At 41.3% G+C, this 19,401-nt stretch carries 20 protein-coding genes; 16 read left to right on the top strand and 4 right to left on the bottom strand.

Going from position 1 to position 19,401, the window contains the following annotated elements; translation table 11 throughout:
- Positions 1–19 precede the first annotated feature (19 nt).
- The 4 genes from ftsH to ICN38_RS03760 all read left to right on the top strand — a co-directional run bounded on the left by ftsH (position 20) and on the right by ICN38_RS03760 (position 5,176).
- Complete coding sequence (gene ftsH / locus ICN38_RS03745) at positions 20–1,897, top strand: ATP-dependent zinc metalloprotease FtsH (RefSeq protein ID WP_216255389.1); 1,878 nt, start codon at positions 20–22, stop codon at positions 1,895–1,897.
- Between the two features lie 23 nt (positions 1,898–1,920).
- Positions 1,921–2,793, top strand: a complete 873-nt coding sequence (folP, locus tag ICN38_RS03750; protein ID WP_216256239.1) for a dihydropteroate synthase — start codon at positions 1,921–1,923, stop codon at positions 2,791–2,793.
- 32 nt (positions 2,794–2,825) lie between these two features.
- Positions 2,826–4,169, top strand: coding sequence for a phosphoglucosamine mutase (glmM, locus tag ICN38_RS03755; protein WP_216255390.1), 1,344 nt, complete (start codon positions 2,826–2,828; stop codon positions 4,167–4,169).
- A gap of 446 nt (positions 4,170–4,615) precedes the next feature.
- Complete coding sequence (locus ICN38_RS03760; RefSeq protein WP_216255392.1) at positions 4,616–5,176, top strand: hypothetical protein; 561 nt, start codon at positions 4,616–4,618, stop codon at positions 5,174–5,176.
- Between the two features lie 34 nt (positions 5,177–5,210).
- Here ICN38_RS03760 and ICN38_RS03765 read toward each other — a convergent pair whose 3' ends face one another.
- Together ICN38_RS03765 and ICN38_RS03770 are read right to left on the bottom strand one after the other, a co-directional pair.
- Complete coding sequence (locus tag ICN38_RS03765; protein ID WP_216255394.1) at positions 5,211–6,122, bottom strand: hypothetical protein; 912 nt, start codon at positions 6,120–6,122, stop codon at positions 5,211–5,213.
- Between the two features lie 59 nt (positions 6,123–6,181).
- Positions 6,182–6,697, bottom strand: coding sequence for a hypothetical protein (locus tag ICN38_RS03770; RefSeq protein WP_216255397.1), 516 nt, complete (start codon positions 6,695–6,697; stop codon positions 6,182–6,184).
- A gap of 407 nt (positions 6,698–7,104) precedes the next feature.
- Between ICN38_RS03770 and pstS the strand changes: the two genes are divergently transcribed.
- The 7 genes from pstS (at position 7,105) to phoR (ending at position 13,731) form a co-directional block, all read left to right on the top strand.
- Positions 7,105–8,127: a phosphate ABC transporter substrate-binding protein PstS gene (pstS, locus tag ICN38_RS03775; protein WP_216255399.1), complete on the top strand. Its 1,023-nt coding sequence runs from the start codon at positions 7,105–7,107 to the stop codon at positions 8,125–8,127.
- A gap of 87 nt (positions 8,128–8,214) precedes the next feature.
- Complete coding sequence (gene pstC / locus ICN38_RS03780) at positions 8,215–9,204, top strand: phosphate ABC transporter permease subunit PstC (protein WP_216255401.1); 990 nt, start codon at positions 8,215–8,217, stop codon at positions 9,202–9,204.
- Entirely contained in the window at positions 9,201–10,067 is an 867-nt protein-coding gene (gene pstA, locus ICN38_RS03785) for a phosphate ABC transporter permease PstA (protein ID WP_216255403.1), read from the top strand. The genes pstC and pstA overlap by 4 nt, the downstream gene beginning before the upstream one ends.
- 8 nt (positions 10,068–10,075) lie before the next feature.
- On the top strand, positions 10,076–10,912 hold the full coding sequence (gene pstB, locus ICN38_RS03790; protein ID WP_255562701.1) for a phosphate ABC transporter ATP-binding protein PstB: 837 nt from the start codon (positions 10,076–10,078) through the stop codon (positions 10,910–10,912).
- A gap of 12 nt (positions 10,913–10,924) precedes the next feature.
- Complete coding sequence (phoU, locus tag ICN38_RS03795) at positions 10,925–11,632, top strand: phosphate signaling complex protein PhoU (protein WP_216255405.1); 708 nt, start codon at positions 10,925–10,927, stop codon at positions 11,630–11,632.
- A gap of 20 nt (positions 11,633–11,652) precedes the next feature.
- On the top strand, positions 11,653–12,366 hold the full coding sequence (phoB, locus tag ICN38_RS03800; RefSeq protein ID WP_216255407.1) for a phosphate regulon transcriptional regulator PhoB: 714 nt from the start codon (positions 11,653–11,655) through the stop codon (positions 12,364–12,366).
- Positions 12,367–12,432: 66 nt separating this feature from the next.
- Entirely contained in the window at positions 12,433–13,731 is a 1,299-nt protein-coding gene (gene phoR / locus ICN38_RS03805; RefSeq protein WP_216255409.1) for a phosphate regulon sensor histidine kinase PhoR, read from the top strand.
- A gap of 3 nt (positions 13,732–13,734) precedes the next feature.
- Here the strand turns inward: phoR and ICN38_RS03810 are convergent, their stop codons facing one another.
- Together ICN38_RS03810 and ICN38_RS03815 are read right to left on the bottom strand one after the other, a co-directional pair.
- Positions 13,735–13,935: a hypothetical protein gene (locus ICN38_RS03810; protein WP_216255412.1), complete on the bottom strand. Its 201-nt coding sequence runs from the start codon at positions 13,933–13,935 to the stop codon at positions 13,735–13,737.
- Positions 13,936–14,018: 83 nt separating this feature from the next.
- Entirely contained in the window at positions 14,019–14,495 is a 477-nt protein-coding gene (locus tag ICN38_RS03815; protein ID WP_216255414.1) for an MgtC/SapB family protein, read from the bottom strand.
- Positions 14,496–14,897: 402 nt separating this feature from the next.
- On the opposite strand from ICN38_RS03815, the gene ICN38_RS03820 reads away from it, so the two are divergent.
- The 5 genes from ICN38_RS03820 to ICN38_RS03840 all read left to right on the top strand — a co-directional run bounded on the left by ICN38_RS03820 (position 14,898) and on the right by ICN38_RS03840 (position 19,396).
- Positions 14,898–15,077, top strand: coding sequence for a hypothetical protein (locus tag ICN38_RS03820; protein ID WP_216255416.1), 180 nt, complete (start codon positions 14,898–14,900; stop codon positions 15,075–15,077).
- Between the two features lie 21 nt (positions 15,078–15,098).
- Entirely contained in the window at positions 15,099–15,602 is a 504-nt protein-coding gene (locus ICN38_RS03825; protein ID WP_216255419.1) for an arsenate reductase ArsC, read from the top strand.
- A gap of 22 nt (positions 15,603–15,624) precedes the next feature.
- On the top strand, positions 15,625–16,065 hold the full coding sequence (locus tag ICN38_RS03830) for a tautomerase family protein (protein WP_216255420.1): 441 nt from the start codon (positions 15,625–15,627) through the stop codon (positions 16,063–16,065).
- A 62-nt stretch (positions 16,066–16,127) separates the two neighbouring features.
- A complete protein-coding gene (locus ICN38_RS03835; RefSeq protein ID WP_216255422.1) occupies positions 16,128–17,570 on the top strand; it encodes a DUF2252 domain-containing protein in 1,443 nt (480 codons plus the stop codon).
- Positions 17,571–17,650: 80 nt separating this feature from the next.
- Positions 17,651–19,396 (top strand): alkaline phosphatase, encoded by a 1,746-nt coding sequence (locus ICN38_RS03840; RefSeq protein WP_216255425.1) that lies wholly within the window; start codon positions 17,651–17,653, stop codon positions 19,394–19,396.
- The last annotated feature ends 5 nt before the right edge of the window (positions 19,397–19,401 follow it).

Below are 19,401 nucleotides of genomic sequence, written 5' to 3' on the forward strand. Positions count from 1 at the left end.
ATCCAGAAAAGGACTCATTTTGAACAGCAATATGTTCCAAAAAATCGGTGTATGGCTCATTGTGGGCTTAGTGCTTTTTACTGTTTTCAAACAGTTTGATAAGCCTAAGGACCAAAATCAAGTCACGTATTCCCAATTCATGGACGATGCCAAAACTGGCAAAGTAAAGCGTGTTGATGTGCAAGGTCGTACATTACAGGTAACGCCTGCAGATGGTAATAAATACTCTCTCATCTCTCCCGGTGACATCTGGATGGTGGGTGACTTGATGAAGTATGGTGTTCAAGTTACTGGCAAAGCAGATGATGAGCCCAACGTGCTGGTCTCTGCTCTTTACTACCTTGGACCTACATTACTGATTATTGGATTTTGGTTTTTCATGATGCGCCAGATGCAAGGTGGCGGTAAGGGCGGTGCATTTTCTTTTGGAAAATCCAAAGCACGCTTGATTGATGAAAACAGCAATACGGTTACATTTGCAGATGTAGCCGGTTGCGATGAAGCTAAGGAAGAAGTTTTTGAATTAGTTGACTTTTTAAAAGACCCCCAGAAGTTTCAAAAGCTTGGTGGACGCATTCCACACGGCGTTCTGTTGGTTGGCCCTCCAGGAACGGGTAAGACGCTTTTAGCGCGTGCGATTGCGGGTGAAGCTAAAGTGCCTTTTTTCTCTATTTCTGGTTCTGACTTCGTAGAAATGTTTGTGGGTGTTGGAGCATCTCGCGTGCGCGATATGTTTGAAACTGCTAAGAAGAATTCACCTTGCATCATTTTTATTGATGAGATTGATGCAGTCGGTCGTCATCGTGGCGCCGGTATGGGTGGCGGTAATGATGAGCGCGAGCAGACACTGAACCAAATGTTGGTTGAGATGGATGGCTTTGAGAGCAATAGCGGCGTGATTGTAGTTGCCGCTACCAACCGCTCAGACGTATTGGATAAAGCACTGTTACGTCCTGGTCGTTTTGACCGCCAAGTACACGTAGGTTTACCAGATATTCGTGGTCGCGAACAGATTTTGCAAGTGCATATGCGTAAGGTTCCGATTGATCCGGATGTGAATGCTGCCGTATTGGCTCGGGGTACACCAGGATTCTCGGGCGCCGACTTAGCAAACCTAGTAAACGAATCTGCATTGTTTGCTGCACGTCGCAATAAGCGAGCAGTTGATATGAAAGACTTCGAGGACGCAAAAGACAAAATTTACATGGGGCCTGAGCGTAAATCTGCTGTGATGCGTGAAGAAGAGCGCCGTAATACTGCTTATCACGAGTCTGGACATGCGGTTGTAGCTAAGGTATTACCCAAGGCAGATCCAGTTCACAAGGTAACCATCATGCCCAGGGGTATGGCATTAGGTGTTACATGGCAGCTCCCTGAGTTTGATCGTGTAAACCTCTACAAAGATCGTATGTTGGAAGAGTTAGCGATCTTATTTGGTGGTCGTGCTGCTGAAGAATTATTTTTACACTCCATGAGTACTGGTGCATCGAATGACTTTGAGCGTGCCACTAAAATGGCGCGCGACATGGTTACGCGTTATGGTATGAGTGATAGCTTGGGTACAATGGTCTATGTCGATACTGAATCTGAAAGTATCTTTGGTCGTAATAGCACTAAGACTGTTTCTGAATTAACACAGCAGAAAGTTGATGCAGAAATCAGAATGCTGATTGATAGTCAATATGCCTTAGCTAGATCTATTCTCGAACAAAACCGGGATAAGGTAGAAGCGATGGTTACTGCATTACTGGAATGGGAAACCATTGATGCTGAGCAAATTACGGACATCATGGAAGGCCGCCCACCAAGAGCACCTACGCCCCCTCCAGCCACTACCTTTGGTAATTCAGCTGGAACGCCAGGTCCAGCGGCTGGCAATGCCCCAGCAACTGCTTAATGGCAATCTAAGTTTCTTCATTGATGCTTGAGCAATATCAGCCCGCAACATGGCGTTGCGGGCGTTTTCTTTTTGACTTCGCTAAACGTAAGCGCCCAGTCATTATGGGCATTCTGAATGTAACGCCAGATTCATTTTCCGATGGCGGCCAATTTAGAGCTTCTAAAGATGCCAGAGCTCAAGCAGAGCGAATGATTAGTAGCGGTGTTGACATCATTGATATTGGCGGTGAGTCTACACGTCCTGGCGCAGAACCTATTTCCTTACAAGAAGAGTTAGATCGAGTACTGCCTGTGATTGATGGCTTAAAAGATTGTGGTGTAGCGCTATCGATCGATACCTATAAAGCAGAGACGATGCGTCAAGCATTAAAAGCTGGTGTAGATTGTGTTAATGATATTTGGGCACTCAGACAAGTTGGTGCAGTTGATGCAATCTTAGAGAATTCGAGTTGTGGCATTGTTTTGATGCACATGCAACGTGATCCACAAACCATGCAATTTGATCCAGACTATGAGGATGTAATTGCTGAAGTCATGCAATTTTTGCGTGAGCGTACAGATTATTTAGTTCAAAAAGGGGTCAATAGAGACCGCATTGCAATAGATCCTGGTTTTGGGTTTGGTAAAAGTCTTGAGCACAATCTCAATATGCTATCTAATTTTAAAAGTTTCTCCAAGTTGAGTTATCCAGTATTGGCTGGTATTTCACGTAAATCCATGATTGGAAAAGTGACCGGTAAAGATACTAATGATCGGGTAGCTGCCAGTGTTGCTGCTGCTGTCATGGCCACAGATCGAGGCGCTAAAATAATTCGCGTCCATGATGTGCCTGAAACAGTCGATGCTCTAAAGCTCTGGGAAGCTATTCAACAGCATCAATTACCCAAACACTGAGGCATCTAGTCCTCAGTTTTATAATCTAATCTATGAAAAAACAATACTTTGGTACCGATGGCATTCGTGGAGAAGTAGGGCAATTTCCGATAGTCCCCGAATTTATGACTCGCCTTGGCTATGCCGCTGGAAAAGTCCTTAGCAAAGACGCAAAACCAGGTGAGCGGAGTAAAGTTTTGATCGGTAAAGACACCAGAATTTCTGGATACTTATTGGAAGCCGCATTAGAGGCAGGCTTTGCAGCTGCGGGCGTCGATGTCATGTTGTGTGGACCAATGCCAACTCCCGGCGTCGCCTATTTAACAAAAGCGTTGCGTTTGTCAGCTGGGGTGGTGATTTCTGCTTCGCATAATCCTTATCAAGATAACGGTATTAAATTTTTCTCTGCTAATGGCGATAAGTTATCGGATGATTTTGAATTTGCTATTGAAGCTGAATTAGAGAAGCCAATGGGTTGTGTTAGCTCACAAGAGCTAGGTAAGGTATTTCGTTTAGATGACGCAGCAGGCCGTTATATCGAATTTTGTAAATCTACCTTTCCAGGCGATCTCAACCTCAAGGGTATGAAATTAGTAGTTGATTGCGCTAATGGAGCTGCATATCACATAGCGCCTTATATTTTTCATGAACTTGGCGCAGAAGTAATCTCTATTGGGGTTAGTCCAGATGGACGCAATATTAACGATGGTTGTGGTGCCACAGCACCAGCAGCATTGATTGCAAAGGTTAAAGAAACAAAGGCGGATTTAGGCATTGCCTTAGATGGTGATGCTGATCGCTTACAAATGGTAGATGCATTAGGCCGCTTATTTAATGGTGATGAGCTCCTTTATGTGCTTGCCAAGGATCGCGTAGATCGTGGCCAGAAGTTGGGCGGAATTATTGGCACCTTAATGACCAATCTTGCGGTAGAAAATGCTATCAAATCTCTTGGTATTGAATTTGAACGAGCAAATGTCGGCGATCGATATGTACTTGAACTCTTAAAGCAAAAGGGCTGGATCATCGGAGGGGAAGGCTCTGGACATTTATTGTGCCTAGATCAGCATTCGACTGGCGATGGTACGATTGCAGCGTTACAAGTTCTAGCTGCTATGAAGAAAAATAAGAAAAGTCTTGCCCAGCTACTAGAGGGAGTGAATGTGTTCCCTCAAGTACTTTTAAACATACGACTCAAACCTGGCTATGATTGGAAAGCGGATCAGAGTCTTGCAAAACAAATAGCCAAAGTCGAAGATGAACTTAAAGGTATTGGTAGGGTTCTTATTCGCGCCTCAGGTACCGAGCCTCTTGTTCGGGTAATGGTTGAAACGCAGAATGCGGATACTGCTATGAATGCTGCTAAGAGTATTGCTAATCTTATTCCCGCTAGCTAAGACGCAGTTATTGCCCTTCTGAGATGTGAAGCATTTTCTTCAGGACCCTCTTCATTTTCTTGCGGGCTAAGTGCTGCCAGATTAGCCGCTCTTTGATGAGTTTCTCTGCCTCTAAGATAGGTTCATTCACCGCTCTTCTATTTTTATGCTTCTGAAGACGTTCTTTACTCATGGTAATAGCGAAGACATAAATGTTTGGTTACCTATGGGCTGTTAGGAGAGACTTTTCGCAATCGGTAACGAAAGAATAATCCTTCATTTCCCATAAGTAGGGATTTAGTTTTACAAAAAAAATGTGACATGGCTATCAATTCACCAATGAATTTCATGTAATGAAAAAGATTGAAATTTACACATTGATCTGTAATAAATCTGACTTTGAATTGTCATTTAGATTGAATAAATTAAGAATTCAGATCATTTATTTAATATGCAGGAGGCACATTATGAAATCAGAAAACTTAGAGCAATGGAATAAACAAAAAGCTGAGGAGCTATTTTCCTTATCGCATAAGATGTTAGATATAGCAAAAGAATTAACGGAATGCAACGCTAAAGAAATGCGTATACATGTGAACCATACGATTGAATTAGCAAAACATAGCGCTAAAAACAATCTTAAGGAGATTGAGAGATTACAAAATGATGCAGCCATTGCAGCGGCATTTCGCATGGATGAATACAGAATGAAGGCTAAAACCTTATTAGTAGATGCTCATCATGAGCTAACTGATCACTCCTCTAAGCATATTCAAAAAGCAATGAATTCTTTATCTGATTGGATCGAGCACAGTGACAATAAAATGCCATCTGTTAATCACTATCTTGGAAAAGTCGTGCGTGATATTGCATCTTCTGGATCGATTGCATTCGAGGAAGGTAGGAAGTTGATCACTAGTGCAATGGATGATGCGGATCATGCTCTGAATAATATGGCAAGTGCAAATGAGCTAGCAACTAAAACCCACACTATACCTTCTACTGAAATATCAAAGAGCAATTCATAACCCTTACAGGCAATGACAACCCCAAATAAAATTTTTATTTGGGGTTTAGCATCCGCATGTTGTCTCTTAGTAAGAGGGGCGTAAAGCTAAAAGGCTGTTCTTGTCCTGGGCTTACTTGCACTTCAACTGCCTGTACCTCGTCAGCGCCCATCACTTCGAGTCTGATCACATTTTCAAGAACGTGTTTTTGGTCCACCGTCTTTAAGGGTTGATCTATTACTAAGCGGTGACTATCACCATGAATTAAAAGAACCGGTTTTTTGAATGTTTCTGCACTCGAGCTTAATAGTTGAAGTGTCTCCCGATAGCCACTTACTGAATCTATTGCTTGTTTTGGTGAGTAGAACATGTCAGCTTGGTAAGAAAAAATAATGCCTTCATAATTCTGATTGAGAGCTTGTTGAAAGGCATATTTAATCCAATTTAAATTGGCTTGATTTCTTTCAAAATACTCAGCTTTGGAGCGATCGTCACGCTCAAAATTATTATTGGATCCTATGATGTGAACATTAACAAATAAAAATTGATTTTTCACCCAAAGTGAGTTTTCAACAAATTTACTAAAAAGTGGGTCTATATCGGCCTGCCTGATCAGCGGAATTTTTTGCTGGCCTAAACTAAACTTTGATTGGAAAAATTTTTGTCTTAATGCTTGTAATCGTTCAATTGGATCATAGGCACCAGCTAAGGGCCTATGACAATCTGTCCACTCATTGTCACCAGGACTATAAAGTAGTGGTGAGTTAAATTTTTTGAAATATCCTTCAACGATTAGGTTGTATTCATCTGAACAGGGTGTTGAGCCAGATTTTGTATCACCTATAAAAATAGAGAATGCTGGAGTTTGGCTATTAATTCGTTGGATTAGTCTTTCATATCGCACATAATCTTCGGGTATGTTGTAAGGCATATCTCCGAGAGCAACAAATTTAAAATTTTGGGCCATCGCAACACATGCGAAGCTTAGAAATAATGCTGCTAATATAGTTTTAAAAATTCGAAGTTTCATTTGTATAAGGAGGGGATAGTTCTAAATTCTTTAATTTCTATTTCGCCAAAAATATATGATTCCGAATTCACTTCAATCCAGCCCAGATCTAAAAATACATCATCATATTTTTTTGAATATTTTTTAGTGTTGCCATAAAAGATATCAGTGAGTTCATTTTGCTCGTCCTCGCTGATGGTTTCGGAGAAGTAAATGACTTTTTCACTGCCATATGTTTCTCCTATTGAGCCACCAGGAATATCTTGTATGCATATGCCAAGATTTGGATCATAACTTGCCTCAAATGAGGGCTTTATTGTCGTTACAACAGAACCAAGTTTCCATACAACTCCGCACTTAATTTCTTTATTGCCAAGCTGAAATATCTGGCGCTCAACTAAAGAGCCCATCTCTAGGGGGATAATTTGATAGTGCATTGGAAACTCCAATTCATCAATGGTGGTTAAATCTTTGTCTGAATTGTGACTACCAATTGTGACAATTAGATCCCCTTTATTTCCCAAAATAAACATTCCACATTGATAGAAGGATTTTAAGAAAACAACCTATATGCCCGCTGTTATTTGATTTTTATTGCGGAATAAAAAAATCCCCAAGCTGGCTTGGGGATAATTACTTCACGGAAGTTACACTTTTACAACAGCTCCTATAATTACCATTTTTTGTTGCAGTTTGATGTCATTACTAATAATTTTTAGCACTTCAATACTGCTAATTTGTAATCCATAAGATGATTACTTTGGCGTGCCTTAATTAGTAAATGATTTGAACAAGGTTTTTTAGATTTTTAGGGATATTCTCTAAGTTATTGAATTTAAACAATATATTCCTTATTCCTGCCTTGTCATCAAAACGTCATAGTCAAAACGTATCGTCCTCCTATCGTGGTTTAGCTTTACCTACTTAAAGGACGAGTCAAATGAATTTTTTCCTAAAGAAAGCGCTTGTTATTGGCGCTATTTCTATTGCTCCAACAGCTTTTGCTGTGGATATGACAGGAGCTGGCGCTACTTTCCCATATCCAATCTATGCAAAATGGGCTGAAGCATATAAGGCTAAAACTGGGTCAAATTTGAATTATCAATCCATTGGATCTTCTGGTGGTATCAAGCAGATTAAAGCAAAGACGGTTGATTTCGGTGCAACTGACAACCCTGTGTCCTTTGAAGATCTAGAAAAAGATGGCATGGTTCAATTTCCAGCCATTATCGGTGGGGTAGTTCCTGTGATTAACGTAGATGGCGTTAAACCTGGCGAGATTAAATTAGATGGTCCTACACTAGCTGATATTTTCCAAGGACTCATATCTGATTGGGGCGATAAGCGTATTGCGATTATGAATCCTGGCGTAAAGATTCCGTCTGGACCGATTACTGTGGTCACCCGAGCTGATGGATCTGGAACTACAGCAATCTTTACAGATTATCTCGCTAAGACAAGTAAATTATTTAAGGATTCGGTTGGCTCCGGAGCTAACGTGAAGTGGCCTGCAGCATCTACTGTTGGCGGCAAGGGTAACGAAGGGGTTGCTGCTAACGTTACTCGTGTAAAGAATTCGGTAGGTTACGTTGAGTATGCTTACGCTAAGAAAAACAAGATGACTTTCATTTCCTTGAAGAACAAAGACGGTAATTTTGTTGCTCCTGATGATTTAACTTTTGCTGCAGCTGCCGCTGGAACAGATTGGGCAAAAATTCCTGGCATGGGAACTTTTATTACCAATGCATCAGGGCCTAAATCTTGGCCAATTTCTGGTGCTTCCTTTATATTGCTTTACAAAGCTCCTGAAAACAAGGCAAATGCTGCTGAGGTAATTAAGTTTTTCGACTTTGCATTCAAGGATGGCAAAAAAATGGCTGAAGATTTAGACTATGTGCCTATGCCAGACTCTACAACTGAATTTATTCGTAAGAATGTCTTTACCAAGGTTGTTACCAAATAAGTTTGGGCGACTTTATTTTTACGTCATTAATGATGTGCAGCTCTGCCGGTTGGCAGGGCTGTTTCATTAACTAAAGATACTGATTAAATGATCGATACTACACAGTCGCATTCAATGCCTACCCGTCAAGCCTTAAGCATTGCAAAATTGCAACGCGTTCAGGATTTTCTGTTTCATGGCATTACACAATTTTTCGCGTTGTCAGTTTTAATTGCCTTAACAGGAATTATTATTTCTTTACTGATTAATGCATGGCCAGCCTTGTCTACCTTTGGAATCGGTTTTTTCTTCTCTCAAGAGTGGGATATTGTTAATGGTGAATTTGGTGGTTTGATTGCTATTTACGGTACTGTTGTAACATCATTAATTGCCTTGCTGATTGCTGTGCCTCTCAGTTTTGGTATTGCTGTTTTTCTTACTGAGTTATGCCCAGGCCCTCTAAGACGTCCCTTAGGTACCGCAGTCGAGTTACTAGCTGCAGTGCCATCTATCATCTACGGAATGTTTGGGTTATTTGTTTTTGCTCCTCTTTTTGCCGAATATATTGAACCAGCCTTAGCTGCAACTTTGGGTCAAGTACCCGGACTAGGTATTTTATTTTCAGGTGCCTTTAATGGTATTGGCGTTCTATGTGCAGGCTTAATTCTTGCAATGATGATTTTGCCTTTCATCGCTTCAGTCATGCGTGATGTGTTTGAAATCGTACCACCAGTACTCAAAGAATCAGCTTACGGAATTGGCTGTACAACTTGGGAGGTGGTTAAAAATGTAGTTCTCCCTTATACCAAAGCGGGTGTAATTGGTGGTGTGATGTTGGGGCTAGGTAGGGCCTTAGGGGAGACAATGGCAGTAACCTTTGTCATTGGGAATGCCCATCGACTATCCGCTTCTTTATTTTCGCCCGGAACTTCTATTGCCTCAACACTTGCCAATGAATTTGGCGAGGCTGAAGCTGGCAATCACTTATCTTCATTGTATGCACTCGGTTTGGCGTTATTTCTCATTACTTTTGTTGTTTTGTCCTCTGCTAAGTTAATGCTGAATAATATGGAGAAGAAGCAGGGTTTAAAAACATGAACAATACTTCTAATATCAACAAAGCACTTTTTGCTAAACGCAAACGTGACAATAAGATTGGCCTAACTCTTTCCATGGGGGCAATGGTCCTTGGAATGATTTTCTTGTTGTGGATTTTAAGTGTCCTAGTCATTAAAGGCTTTTCTGCGCTTGATCTTTCTTTGTTCATTAATAGCACTCCAGCACCGGGATCCGAAGGCGGTGGTCTTGCAAATGCAATCGTAGGAAGTATTCTCTTAGTTGGATGTTGTACTTTAATTAGCACGCCTATTGGTGTATTAGCGGGCTTATATCTATCAGAGTATGGTGATCGTAGCCGCGTAGCTTCGATTACACGATTTGTAACCGATATTATGCTTTCCGCACCATCCATTGTGATTGGCCTCTTTGTTTATGCATTTGTTGTTGCTCAAGTTAGACATTTTTCCGGGTGGGCTGGAACCATTGCATTAGCCTTAATTGCAGTACCTGTTGTGGTTCGTACCACTGAGAATATGCTGCGACTAGTTCCTGGTAGTTTGCGTGAGGCAGCTTATGCATTGGGCACCCCAAAATGGAAAGTGGCTTTTAAGATAACCTTACGCGCTGCTCAAAGTGGTGTGATGACCGGAATCTTATTGGCTCTTGCACGCATTAGCGGTGAGACGGCTCCATTACTCTTTACCGCTCTAAATAATCAGTTTTTCTCAACTGACATGAATGCGCCAATGGCTAATTTACCAGTGGTCATTTTCCAGTTTGCAATGAGCCCTTACGACAATTGGGTTGAATTGGCATGGGGTGGTGCTTTATTAATTACGTTTGCAGTGCTTGCGCTAAATATTTTAGCGCGCGTTGTATTCCGTGAGAAAGTCCAAGGATGATGAGTAATATGAAAACAATGTTTGACTTAAATCGGATTGATAGTCAAGGGGGCGTAGTGGAAACATCAAAACAAGAATCAGAACAAGTTGCTATTAATGCTCTTGAGGTCAGAAATCTGAATTTTTATTATGGATCTTTTCAAGGTCTAAAAGATATTAATCTCGATATTGAGCAGGGTAAAGTGACCGCATTTATTGGCCCTTCTGGCTGCGGCAAATCTACCCTATTAAGAACCTTAAATCGTATGTACGACTTGTATCCCGGACAACGTGCTGAGGGCGAAATTAATTTCTATGGACAAAATATTTTAGAGTCAGGCCAAGACTTAAATTTACTTCGATCTCGCATTGGCATGGTGTTCCAAAAACCCACGCCATTTCCGATGTCCATTTACGAAAACATCGCTTTTGGTGTACGTTTGTATGAAAAACTCTCACGTTCAGAAATGGATGAGCGAGTAGAGTGGGCTTTGAATAAAGCTGCCCTATGGAATGAGGCTAAGGATAAGCTTAATCAAAGCGGTTTATCACTCTCTGGTGGTCAACAGCAGCGTCTCTGTATTGCTCGTGGCGTAGCAGTAAAACCATCGGTTATTCTGTTAGATGAACCCACTTCTGCTTTAGATCCGATTTCTACAGGCAAGATTGAAGAACTTATCAATGAATTAAAGCATGAGTACACAATAGCGATCGTTACCCATAATATGCAGCAAGCTGCACGGGTATCGGATTACACTGCCTATATGTATCTAGGTAGCTTAATTGAGTATGGTAAAACGGATGACATCTTTATCAAACCTAAGCGTAAAGAAACAGAAGACTACATTACCGGCCGCTTCGGTTAATTGGAGATATAAATGCCAGATAAACACCTTTCATCACAATTTGATGCTGATCTGAATTCTCTTTCAAGTCGATTGCTTGAGATGGGTGGTTTAGTTGAATCTCAGATATCTACGGCCATGCGTGCCTTTACGCAAATGGATCTTGATACATGCAATATCGTGATTGAAAATGAAAAGCTAGTAAATGATCTTGAAATTCAGATTGATTTAGCCTGCACGGAGTTAATAGCAAGACGACAACCAACTGCTCGTGACTTACGTCTAGTGATGGCAGTATCCAAAGCGATTACTAATTTAGAGCGTGCAGGTGACGAAGCAGAGCGGGTGGCAAACAGAACTAAACGCCTAATCGAAGCAGGTGCAACCTACAATATTAACGTCGCTGAAATTAGGCTTTCTGGTCAAATGGCCATTACCTTACTGCGCCGTAGTCTCGATGCTTTTGCAAGACTTGACACCATAGCTGCTGCCGAAGTAGTTGCAGAAGATCGTCAGATTGATGAAGAGTTTAGAGGCTTCGTTAGAAAACTGATGACGTATATGTCTGAAGATCCTCACATGATCAGTACTGGGTTGGATATGCTGACAATTGCTAAGGCAATTGAGCGCATTGGAGATCATGCCAAGAATATTGCTGAATTTGTAATTTATATTGCAAAAGGTGCGGATGTTCGCCATATTCCCCATGAAGACTTGGTTCGCGAAGCCAATAAACCTTAATTTAGAACTCTCAACTCATAATGACTCAGCGTATACTCGTTGTTGAAGATGAGCCGTCAATCGCTGAATTAATTGCGATTAACTTAACTCATGCTGGATATGAGGTTGAGAAGGCCATGCAAACAGAAGTTGCTAATTCATTGATGAAAGAGCGCCTCCCGAGCTTACTCGTTTTAGACTGGATGCTTCCAGGTAAATCTGGCGTACAGTTCGCTAAGGAGCTTCGTGCAAATGAACGGACTAGAGGCCTTCTAATCTTAATGCTGACTGCCAAAAGTGAAGAGGCAGATAAGATTTTAGGGCTAGATTCAGGCGCAGATGATTATGTTACAAAGCCTTTCTCCCCTAAAGAGCTAGTGGCTAGAGTGAAAGCTCTGCTTCGCAGGCAAACTCCGCTTGAAGATACGGGTCCATTGACCGTAGGGCCGCTTAAATTAGATCCCAGCTCTCATCGCGTCTTTGCGACATGGCAAAATTCAGATCCTCAGCCCATATCCCTTGGGCCTACTGAATATAGAATTCTTCAATTCTTTATGGCGAATCCTGAGCGAGTTCACTCACGCGCTAATTTGCTTGATAACGTCTGGGGCAATGAAGTCTATATTGAAGAGCGCACCGTAGACGTTCATATCAAGCGATTAAGGGCAGCACTAGCATCGGTAGACTGTGACCGTTACATAGAAACCGTAAGGGGGAGTGGATACCGCATCACTAAAACCCCAACTCAGACATAATTCCCTGTTTTCTTACTGATTCAGCATTTTTCTGGTGTTTTCTAAAGTTGGTCTAAGATTGCACCCATGATTCCTGCTTTATCCCGCCTATTTTTTGTAGCTTGCCTGGCAGTAATTGCTGCTTATATTTCCCTATATTTCTTAGGATCCGATTGGGCAATTTTTACTGGAATAACAGTGCTTTTAATGCCTCTGATTTATTCCTATATTAATCTTGCACGTTTAAAGCAATACATTCGAACAGATACGGTTGAGAATATCTCACTTCCAAGTGGATATTGGGAGGAAGTCTACTTTGGTTTGCAACGCCTGATTAAGGGGCTTAAGCAAAGAATGCGTACTATTGAAGAACAACATGCACACTTCATAGAAGCATTTCAAGCTTCCCCCAATGGCATTGTGATGCTCGATGATGGTGATCATATTGAATGGTGCAATAGTATTGCAGAGCGTTTTTTTGGTCTTCATTTCAAACGCGATGCACTACAAAGAATCAATTTTCTTATTAGACGTCCAGAATTTATTCAATACCTCATTAAGCGAAATTTTGATGAGCCATTACTACTTGAACGCATGGGTCCCAACGGAAGTCTTAGCTTAATGCTACAAGCTTTTCCTTATGGCCAAAATCGTCATTTACTTTTAGTACAAAATGTTACTGATCTTCATAAGGCAGATGCAATGCGTCGAGACTTTGTAGCGAATGTTTCCCATGAAATGAGGACTCCTATCACGGTCTTAATGGGTTTTTTGGAAACAGTTCAATCCTTAGATCTCGAGAAGTCTCAACAGGATCAATATTTCGAGATGATGATGTCACAGGCGCAAAGGATGAAAAGTCTGGTTGAAGATTTACTTACCTTAGCCAACCTAGAATCAAATGCATTACCTGCAGCCACTAATGAAGTAAAAATTAAAACCCTAATGGCTCTGCTAAAAAATGATGCAGAAGCATTATCACAAGGTCGTCATGATTTTACTTTCGATGTTGAGTCAAATGCCAATCTATTGGGTGATGAGCGTGAAATATTATCCGCCTTTAGTAATTTGGTTTCCAATGCAATTCGTTACACCCCAGACCTAGGCACTATTAATGTAATCTGGAATATTAATAGCGAAGGACAGGGAGAATTCTCAGTATCAGATACTGGTCCTGGAATTGCATCGGAACATTTATCAAGACTTACGGAACGCTTTTATCGCGTGGATCGTAGTAGATCGCGGGATACTGGCGGTACTGGTCTAGGATTGGCAATTGTCAAACATATTGCCAGTCGACATCAAGCCCAACTCATCATTGAAAGTATCCCCGGTAAGGGAAGCACGTTTATTTTGTGCTTTCCTGGGGATCGCCTTAGTACGTAGGAGTCAATCCTTCTTTTTCTTTTTCTTCTTCTTTGATTCTTTGGGCAGTTTATCTAAATGCCCATTGGCGTAAAGACACCAAACCTTAATCTCTTCAAAAAGCTCTACGAGGTCGTCATGTGAGAGACTTTTTAGATCAGTCAGACCGATGCTACCTGATTCTTGAAGCTGCTTGATGGCGTCTTCGTATTTATAGTTGCTCATATTTATGACATTTAGTGAATGAAGACTCATATCCTAACAAATAAATATGACAAAACTCTTTTTTTAGAGCATATGGACTGGTTTTACTCTGAATCCTCTGAGACTTCAGACCCTCTTTCGATCCCCGTAAGGCGTGAAACAAGCCTCTCCAAAGGACCGCCAAGCGCTAATGCAAGAAAAATCGCTCCAATACTGATCAAGCCCAAGACAAACTGTCCAGCCCCAAATGCTGCACCAACTAAGGCACATGTCCATAGGCTAGCAGCGGTAGTTAGTCCATGAATCCTTGAGGATTGTTTTTCATGGATGATGACGCCAGCACCCAAAAACCCCAAGCCAGTAATGAGTCCTTGCAGAACACGACTCATGGCTTGAGCGTCATCTTGAACAAAATCGCTGATTAAGATTACAGCTGTAGCTGATCCGATGGCAACTAAAGAGTGTGTACGAATACCGGCTGATTTATGGTGCAGCCATCGATTAAGTCCAAGAATAGAGCCAGCAAATAAAGCCAAGCCAAGCCTCAAGGCGATTGTTGAATACAGGTCCAGGTGAGCCATTTGATATCCATCTATTCAAGTTTCTTCTATACCGACCCAGTGTATAGCATTGGACTTTGATCTGACACAAAATCGTCTCACTAATGTAATTTCAATACATCAAAATAAGAGCGTTCTAAGGCATTGTTTCATAAAAGCAATGTTTAATTAATCTTTCACCATAAGGATGGTTTATGAAGAAATTTGCACTGAATTTACTACAGGCATGGAATGAAGCTCGGCTGGCTTACGCAAAGCGTTTCACCACGAGACATCAACTGGGTAGCTAGGTTTATTAGCCGCTACAGTTTGAAAGGAACCCAGCAGATGCTGGGTTTTTCATATTCTTGATTTGGTAATAATACTGAAATAAAGCAGCGATAAGATCGAATTCAGCTAATTTTGAAGCGCAATGGAGACCTCATGAATAATAATCTAACAAAATTTATATCCGATGTATTCAGAGGAAAAGTTTCAAAGCAAGATAATAATACAAGCCCTACTGGGGGAAAAAGTGTATTACTGGATGCGATGGCTGATCAAAATACATCCAAATTTATTTTAAACAATAAATATAAATTACAACTTGATGAGATCATCTAATACTGTCAGGCAGCGCTACCCATGAATCGTCCTTACAACATCTTATTTTTAAGTACCGGTAATTCAGTTAGATCTATTTTTGGTGAAGCGCTTGCTACTACATTAAGCCATGGCCGCTTCATTGGGTACTCTGCTGGGTCAAAGCCACTCGGATTCGTTCATCCATTAGCCATTAAACTCATTAAAGAATGGGGCTATCCACTCGAGGTGCTCAGAAGCAAAAGCTGGGAAGAATATGGGAAAGAGGGTGCGCCCCATATGGATTTTATTATTACATTATGCGACTCTGCAGCTGGGGAGCAATGCCCTTATTGGCCAGGACATCCCTCAACCGCACATTGGGGATTTCAAGACCCCTCTGAACTTGTGCTCAATGAGCAAGAACAGCTAGACGCATTTAGGAAGCTTGAACTAGGTCTTCGCAACCGCATCGACCTCTTGCTAGATCTTCCAATTCACCAACTTGATCACTTGCAGATCAAGGAAGCCTTACATTCGATTCATAAAAACTGCTCAAAAATATAAATATCACTTTACAAAGATTAATATGGCAACTTATAGCGTGTACTACGCAGGCATCTCTCTTAACACCCATCAAAAATATTCTATTGCGCAGGCAATTACCAAGATTCATGCAGAGGTAACTGGAGCAGAGGCTTATTTTGCGCAAGTAATCTTTAAGCAATTGGATCAACATGATTGCTTTATTGGGGGTGTATTGCTTGATGAACCCCATATTTTTCTGAATGGGCAAATTCGCTTAGGTAGATCTGAGCAAATGAAAAAACAATTGCTCGTAGAGCTGGAAATTGCTATTCAAAAGGCAAGTAAATTAGCGAGCCAACATATCTGGGCCTACATCGATGAGCTTCCTCCGGGTCAAATGATTGAATATGGCCAAATACTTCCTGGGGTAGGAGATGAAAATTCGTGGTATGCGACTCTACCTGCCAACATTCAACAGAGATTAAGCATACTCAATTCTTAGTTTAGGCTATCACTTAGTTTAGGATTAGTATGGGGTTTAGATGAACCCGTTGAGATCTTTGAATGTCCGCCGTTAAAAATTCGAATTATTCCGTTCTTCACTCTGTTGAATCATTTCAAGATCCACGCCCTAGTATTAAAAGGCGCATGGCAGACGGAAAAGCCAAGCGTAAGCAAGTTGATTTTGTTGCACAGGGTACTTATACCCCCCCTGAGCATCGCATTAGTCCTATAGAGATTCTAGAGAGGCAGGCGAAGAGTCGCATCAAGGAACTTATTCCGATCCGATACCAGCGAATGATGCAATCTCCATTTGCCTTTTATCGTGGTGGCGCTGCGATCATGGCTCAAGACCTAGCCAATCAACCGGCAACAAATATTACTGTGCAACTTTGTGGAGATATGCATGTTTCTAATTTCGGAATGTTTGGTACAGCAGAGCATCGCCTTGTCTTTGGCATCAATGATTTTGATGAAACCCTACCTGGCAGTTGGGAGTGGGATATTAAACGCTTAGTTGCAAGCGCTGTCATTGCCTGCGAGTCGATGGGTGGAGAAAAAAGCTTAAGTAAAAAGTTGGTGCATCAAATATGCGCAGAATATCAAAAACGTATGATGCAATACGCTCAGATGCCCTATTTAGAGTTAGCTCAAGAGTTCATTGCCGAGAAAGACATCCGTAAGCAATTTAGTAAGGAGCAACAGAAGAAGTTAGATCTTGTACTTAAGAGTATTAAGGGTCAGGGCAATATACAGGTATTAGAAAAGTTAACTACTATCGTTGGCAAGAATCGTAAGATTATCAATAAGCCACCCCTTATTGAGCATTTTAAAAAGAATGCATTTGGTGTTTCATTATCAAAACTAATTGATCGGGCATTACTGAATTACTCGCATACTTTATTGGCGGATAGACAAATTTTATTTGAGCGCTATTCCTTAAAAGACTTTGCCCGAAAGGTTGTTGGTATTGGTAGTGTAGGCACGAACACTATGGTTCTTTACTTTGAAGGTGATAGTGAACATGATCCGCTTTTCTTGCAATATAAAGAAGCACAGAAGTCAGTGCTATCTCCTTATTTAGGTGAATCGATATTTCGCGATATGGGTAGGCGCGTAGTAGCCGGCCAAAGATTGCTTCAAGGTGCGCCGGATATCTTTTTAAACTATGGAGCAGTTCAGTTTGATATTGACTATAGCCAGGGCTTTTATTTAAGGCAATTACGTGACATGAAGGGCGGAATTGAGGTTGGTTCTGGTGGAGTTACCTTAAAAACGCTCCCAGAATACGCAAAACTCTTTGGTTGGGCACTTGCCCTAGGACATGCCCGATCAGGGGATGCTGCCATGATTGCGGGCTACTGGGGGCAATCTAAAGAGCTCAACAATGCTCTGTATACCTTTGCCCGCTCCTATGCCGAACAAAATGAGGCTGATTTTGCTCAATTCCGTAAAGCGGTTCATAGTGGGGTGCTCAAAATAGCAAGCAAGAAAGCCTCCTTATAGGCTATTCGGACTGCCTGTCATAGAAATGACATCAATATTGTGGATAGTGAAGTTCATAATTACCACTAACATATCGAGTCATGAACATCACTAAGTCCTTTAAACTACCAATTGTCATTTTCTCTGCATTTCTAGCCAATTCTGTTATTGCAGCAGTCATCTACCCTATTCAAGATGCATCAATTCTATTAGGGTCAAAATTTGACATTAAATTGGAATTGAACCATGTCATTAGTCAAGAAGATGCGATTATTGAGTTAAATGGCCTACCTATAAGCAAAGTCATTTCTACAAAACCCGAGTTCATTTCAAATGAAGTAGGTAAAGGTAGCACGTTTATCTATAGAGACGTTGAGCTTTCAAAGGCTGGTAAATATCAAATATCAGCCAGAACTCCACAGGAAAAAGTGGAGGTCACATGGGATGTTTATGCGAGTGGGCCTCGACGAGTAAAGAATGTCATACTTTTTATTGGTGATGGTATGACGATTGCCAATCGAACATCGGCACGCGTTTTATCCAAAGGCATTAGCGAAGGTAAGTATCAAGGAAGACTTGCATTTGATGATATGCCCAGCACCGCAATGATTGGTACTTCTGGGTCTGATTCATTAATTACTGACTCTGCTAATTCGATGAGTGCTTACACAACTGGTCACAAAACAGCCGTCAATGCCATGGGCGTATATGTTTCTCGAGCAAGCGATAACTTATCTCATCCTAAGGTAGAAACAATTGCAGAACTGATTAAGCGGAAAACGAAGATGTCAGTTGGAATCGTTGCAGATTCTGAATTGCAGGATGCGACCCCAGGTGCTGTAGTTGCCCATACAAGACGTCGAGCTGATAAACAATATATTGCAGATCAGCTATTTGCGAGCGGGGCTGAAGTTATTCTTGGTGGTGGATCAGCCTATTTTTATCCCCAATCCTCTAAGGGCTCCAAAAGAAAAGATGAGAAAAATCTTGTTGACGCATTTAAATCCAATGGCTATCAGGTAGTTTTGACAAAGCAAGAATTGCTAGCAGAATCTGCTAATAAAAATACTAAAAAATTGTTTGGAGTATTTCATCCAGATAATATGGATGGATCACTCGATCGATTCTTTCTGAAGAAAAATACTGTCAGTCAATATCCTAATCAACCTGATTTAACCGAGATGACCTCATCTGCAATTGAGGTTCTCTCAAGAAATCCAAATGGTTTTTTCCTGATGGTCGAGGCGGCGTTAATTGATAAATTTAATCATCCATTGGATTGGGAGCGAGCTGCATTTGACACCATCATGTTAAGTAATGCCGTACAAATTGCGAAAGAGTTTGCCAAAACGCATCCAGATACACTCATTATCGTCACGCCAGATCATACCCATAGCGGCTCGATTAGTGGCGTTGTCAATGATGAAAAGCCAGGGGCCTTACGTGAAAAGGTTGGAACTTATGCTGATGCAGGCTATCCAAATTATCCAAAGGCCGATGTCAAAGGCTACCCAAACCAGATCGATGTCTCAAAACGACTCGCTTTTTTCTATGGAAACTATCCAGATCACTACGAAACAATGCATCCTAAATTGGATGGTACCTTTGTGCCTGCGATCAAGAATGAGAGTGGAAAATATATTGCTAATCCCAAGTACATTCAATTACATGAGGATGCCATTCATGTTGGTGGAAATTTACCGACTAACCAAGAAACGGGTGTTCATACCGCTGACGATGCGGTATTGAATGCAATGGGCCCAGGTTCTGAGAAATTTAAAGGCTTTATGGACAATACTGAAGTCTTCAAAGTGATGGTGGATACTTTGGGCCTTGGCCGAAAATAGAATTT

It is taken from the genome of Polynucleobacter sp. AP-Melu-500A-A1 (assembly GCF_018882125.1).
In the GTDB taxonomy this organism is placed as follows: domain Bacteria; phylum Pseudomonadota; class Gammaproteobacteria; order Burkholderiales; family Burkholderiaceae; genus Polynucleobacter.

Excerpts from the sequence above, each read along its gene's own strand:
- folP (WP_216256239.1), top strand. The coding sequence starts at position 1,921 with ATGCTTGAGCAATATCAGCCCGCAACATGGCGTTGCGGGCGTTTTCTT.
- glmM (WP_216255390.1), top strand. The coding sequence starts at position 2,826 with ATGAAAAAACAATACTTTGGTACCGATGGCATTCGTGGAGAAGTAGGG.
- ICN38_RS03760 (WP_216255392.1), top strand. The coding sequence starts at position 4,616 with ATGAAATCAGAAAACTTAGAGCAATGGAATAAACAAAAAGCTGAGGAG.
- ICN38_RS03765 (WP_216255394.1), bottom strand. The coding sequence starts at position 6,122 with ATGGCCCAAAATTTTAAATTTGTTGCTCTCGGAGATATGCCTTACAAC.
- ICN38_RS03770 (WP_216255397.1), bottom strand. The coding sequence starts at position 6,697 with ATGTTTATTTTGGGAAATAAAGGGGATCTAATTGTCACAATTGGTAGT.
- pstS (WP_216255399.1), top strand. The coding sequence starts at position 7,105 with ATGAATTTTTTCCTAAAGAAAGCGCTTGTTATTGGCGCTATTTCTATT.
- pstC (WP_216255401.1), top strand. The coding sequence starts at position 8,215 with ATGATCGATACTACACAGTCGCATTCAATGCCTACCCGTCAAGCCTTA.
- pstA (WP_216255403.1), top strand. The coding sequence starts at position 9,201 with ATGAACAATACTTCTAATATCAACAAAGCACTTTTTGCTAAACGCAAA.
- pstB (WP_255562701.1), top strand. The coding sequence starts at position 10,076 with ATGAAAACAATGTTTGACTTAAATCGGATTGATAGTCAAGGGGGCGTA.
- phoU (WP_216255405.1), top strand. The coding sequence starts at position 10,925 with ATGCCAGATAAACACCTTTCATCACAATTTGATGCTGATCTGAATTCT.
- phoB (WP_216255407.1), top strand. The coding sequence starts at position 11,653 with ATGACTCAGCGTATACTCGTTGTTGAAGATGAGCCGTCAATCGCTGAA.
- phoR (WP_216255409.1), top strand. The coding sequence starts at position 12,433 with ATGATTCCTGCTTTATCCCGCCTATTTTTTGTAGCTTGCCTGGCAGTA.
- ICN38_RS03810 (WP_216255412.1), bottom strand. The coding sequence starts at position 13,935 with ATGAGCAACTATAAATACGAAGACGCCATCAAGCAGCTTCAAGAATCA.
- ICN38_RS03815 (WP_216255414.1), bottom strand. The coding sequence starts at position 14,495 with ATGGCTCACCTGGACCTGTATTCAACAATCGCCTTGAGGCTTGGCTTG.
- ICN38_RS03820 (WP_216255416.1), top strand. The coding sequence starts at position 14,898 with ATGAATAATAATCTAACAAAATTTATATCCGATGTATTCAGAGGAAAA.
- ICN38_RS03825 (WP_216255419.1), top strand. The coding sequence starts at position 15,099 with ATGAATCGTCCTTACAACATCTTATTTTTAAGTACCGGTAATTCAGTT.
- ICN38_RS03830 (WP_216255420.1), top strand. The coding sequence starts at position 15,625 with ATGGCAACTTATAGCGTGTACTACGCAGGCATCTCTCTTAACACCCAT.
- ICN38_RS03835 (WP_216255422.1), top strand. The coding sequence starts at position 16,128 with ATGTCCGCCGTTAAAAATTCGAATTATTCCGTTCTTCACTCTGTTGAA.
- ICN38_RS03840 (WP_216255425.1), top strand. The coding sequence starts at position 17,651 with ATGAACATCACTAAGTCCTTTAAACTACCAATTGTCATTTTCTCTGCA.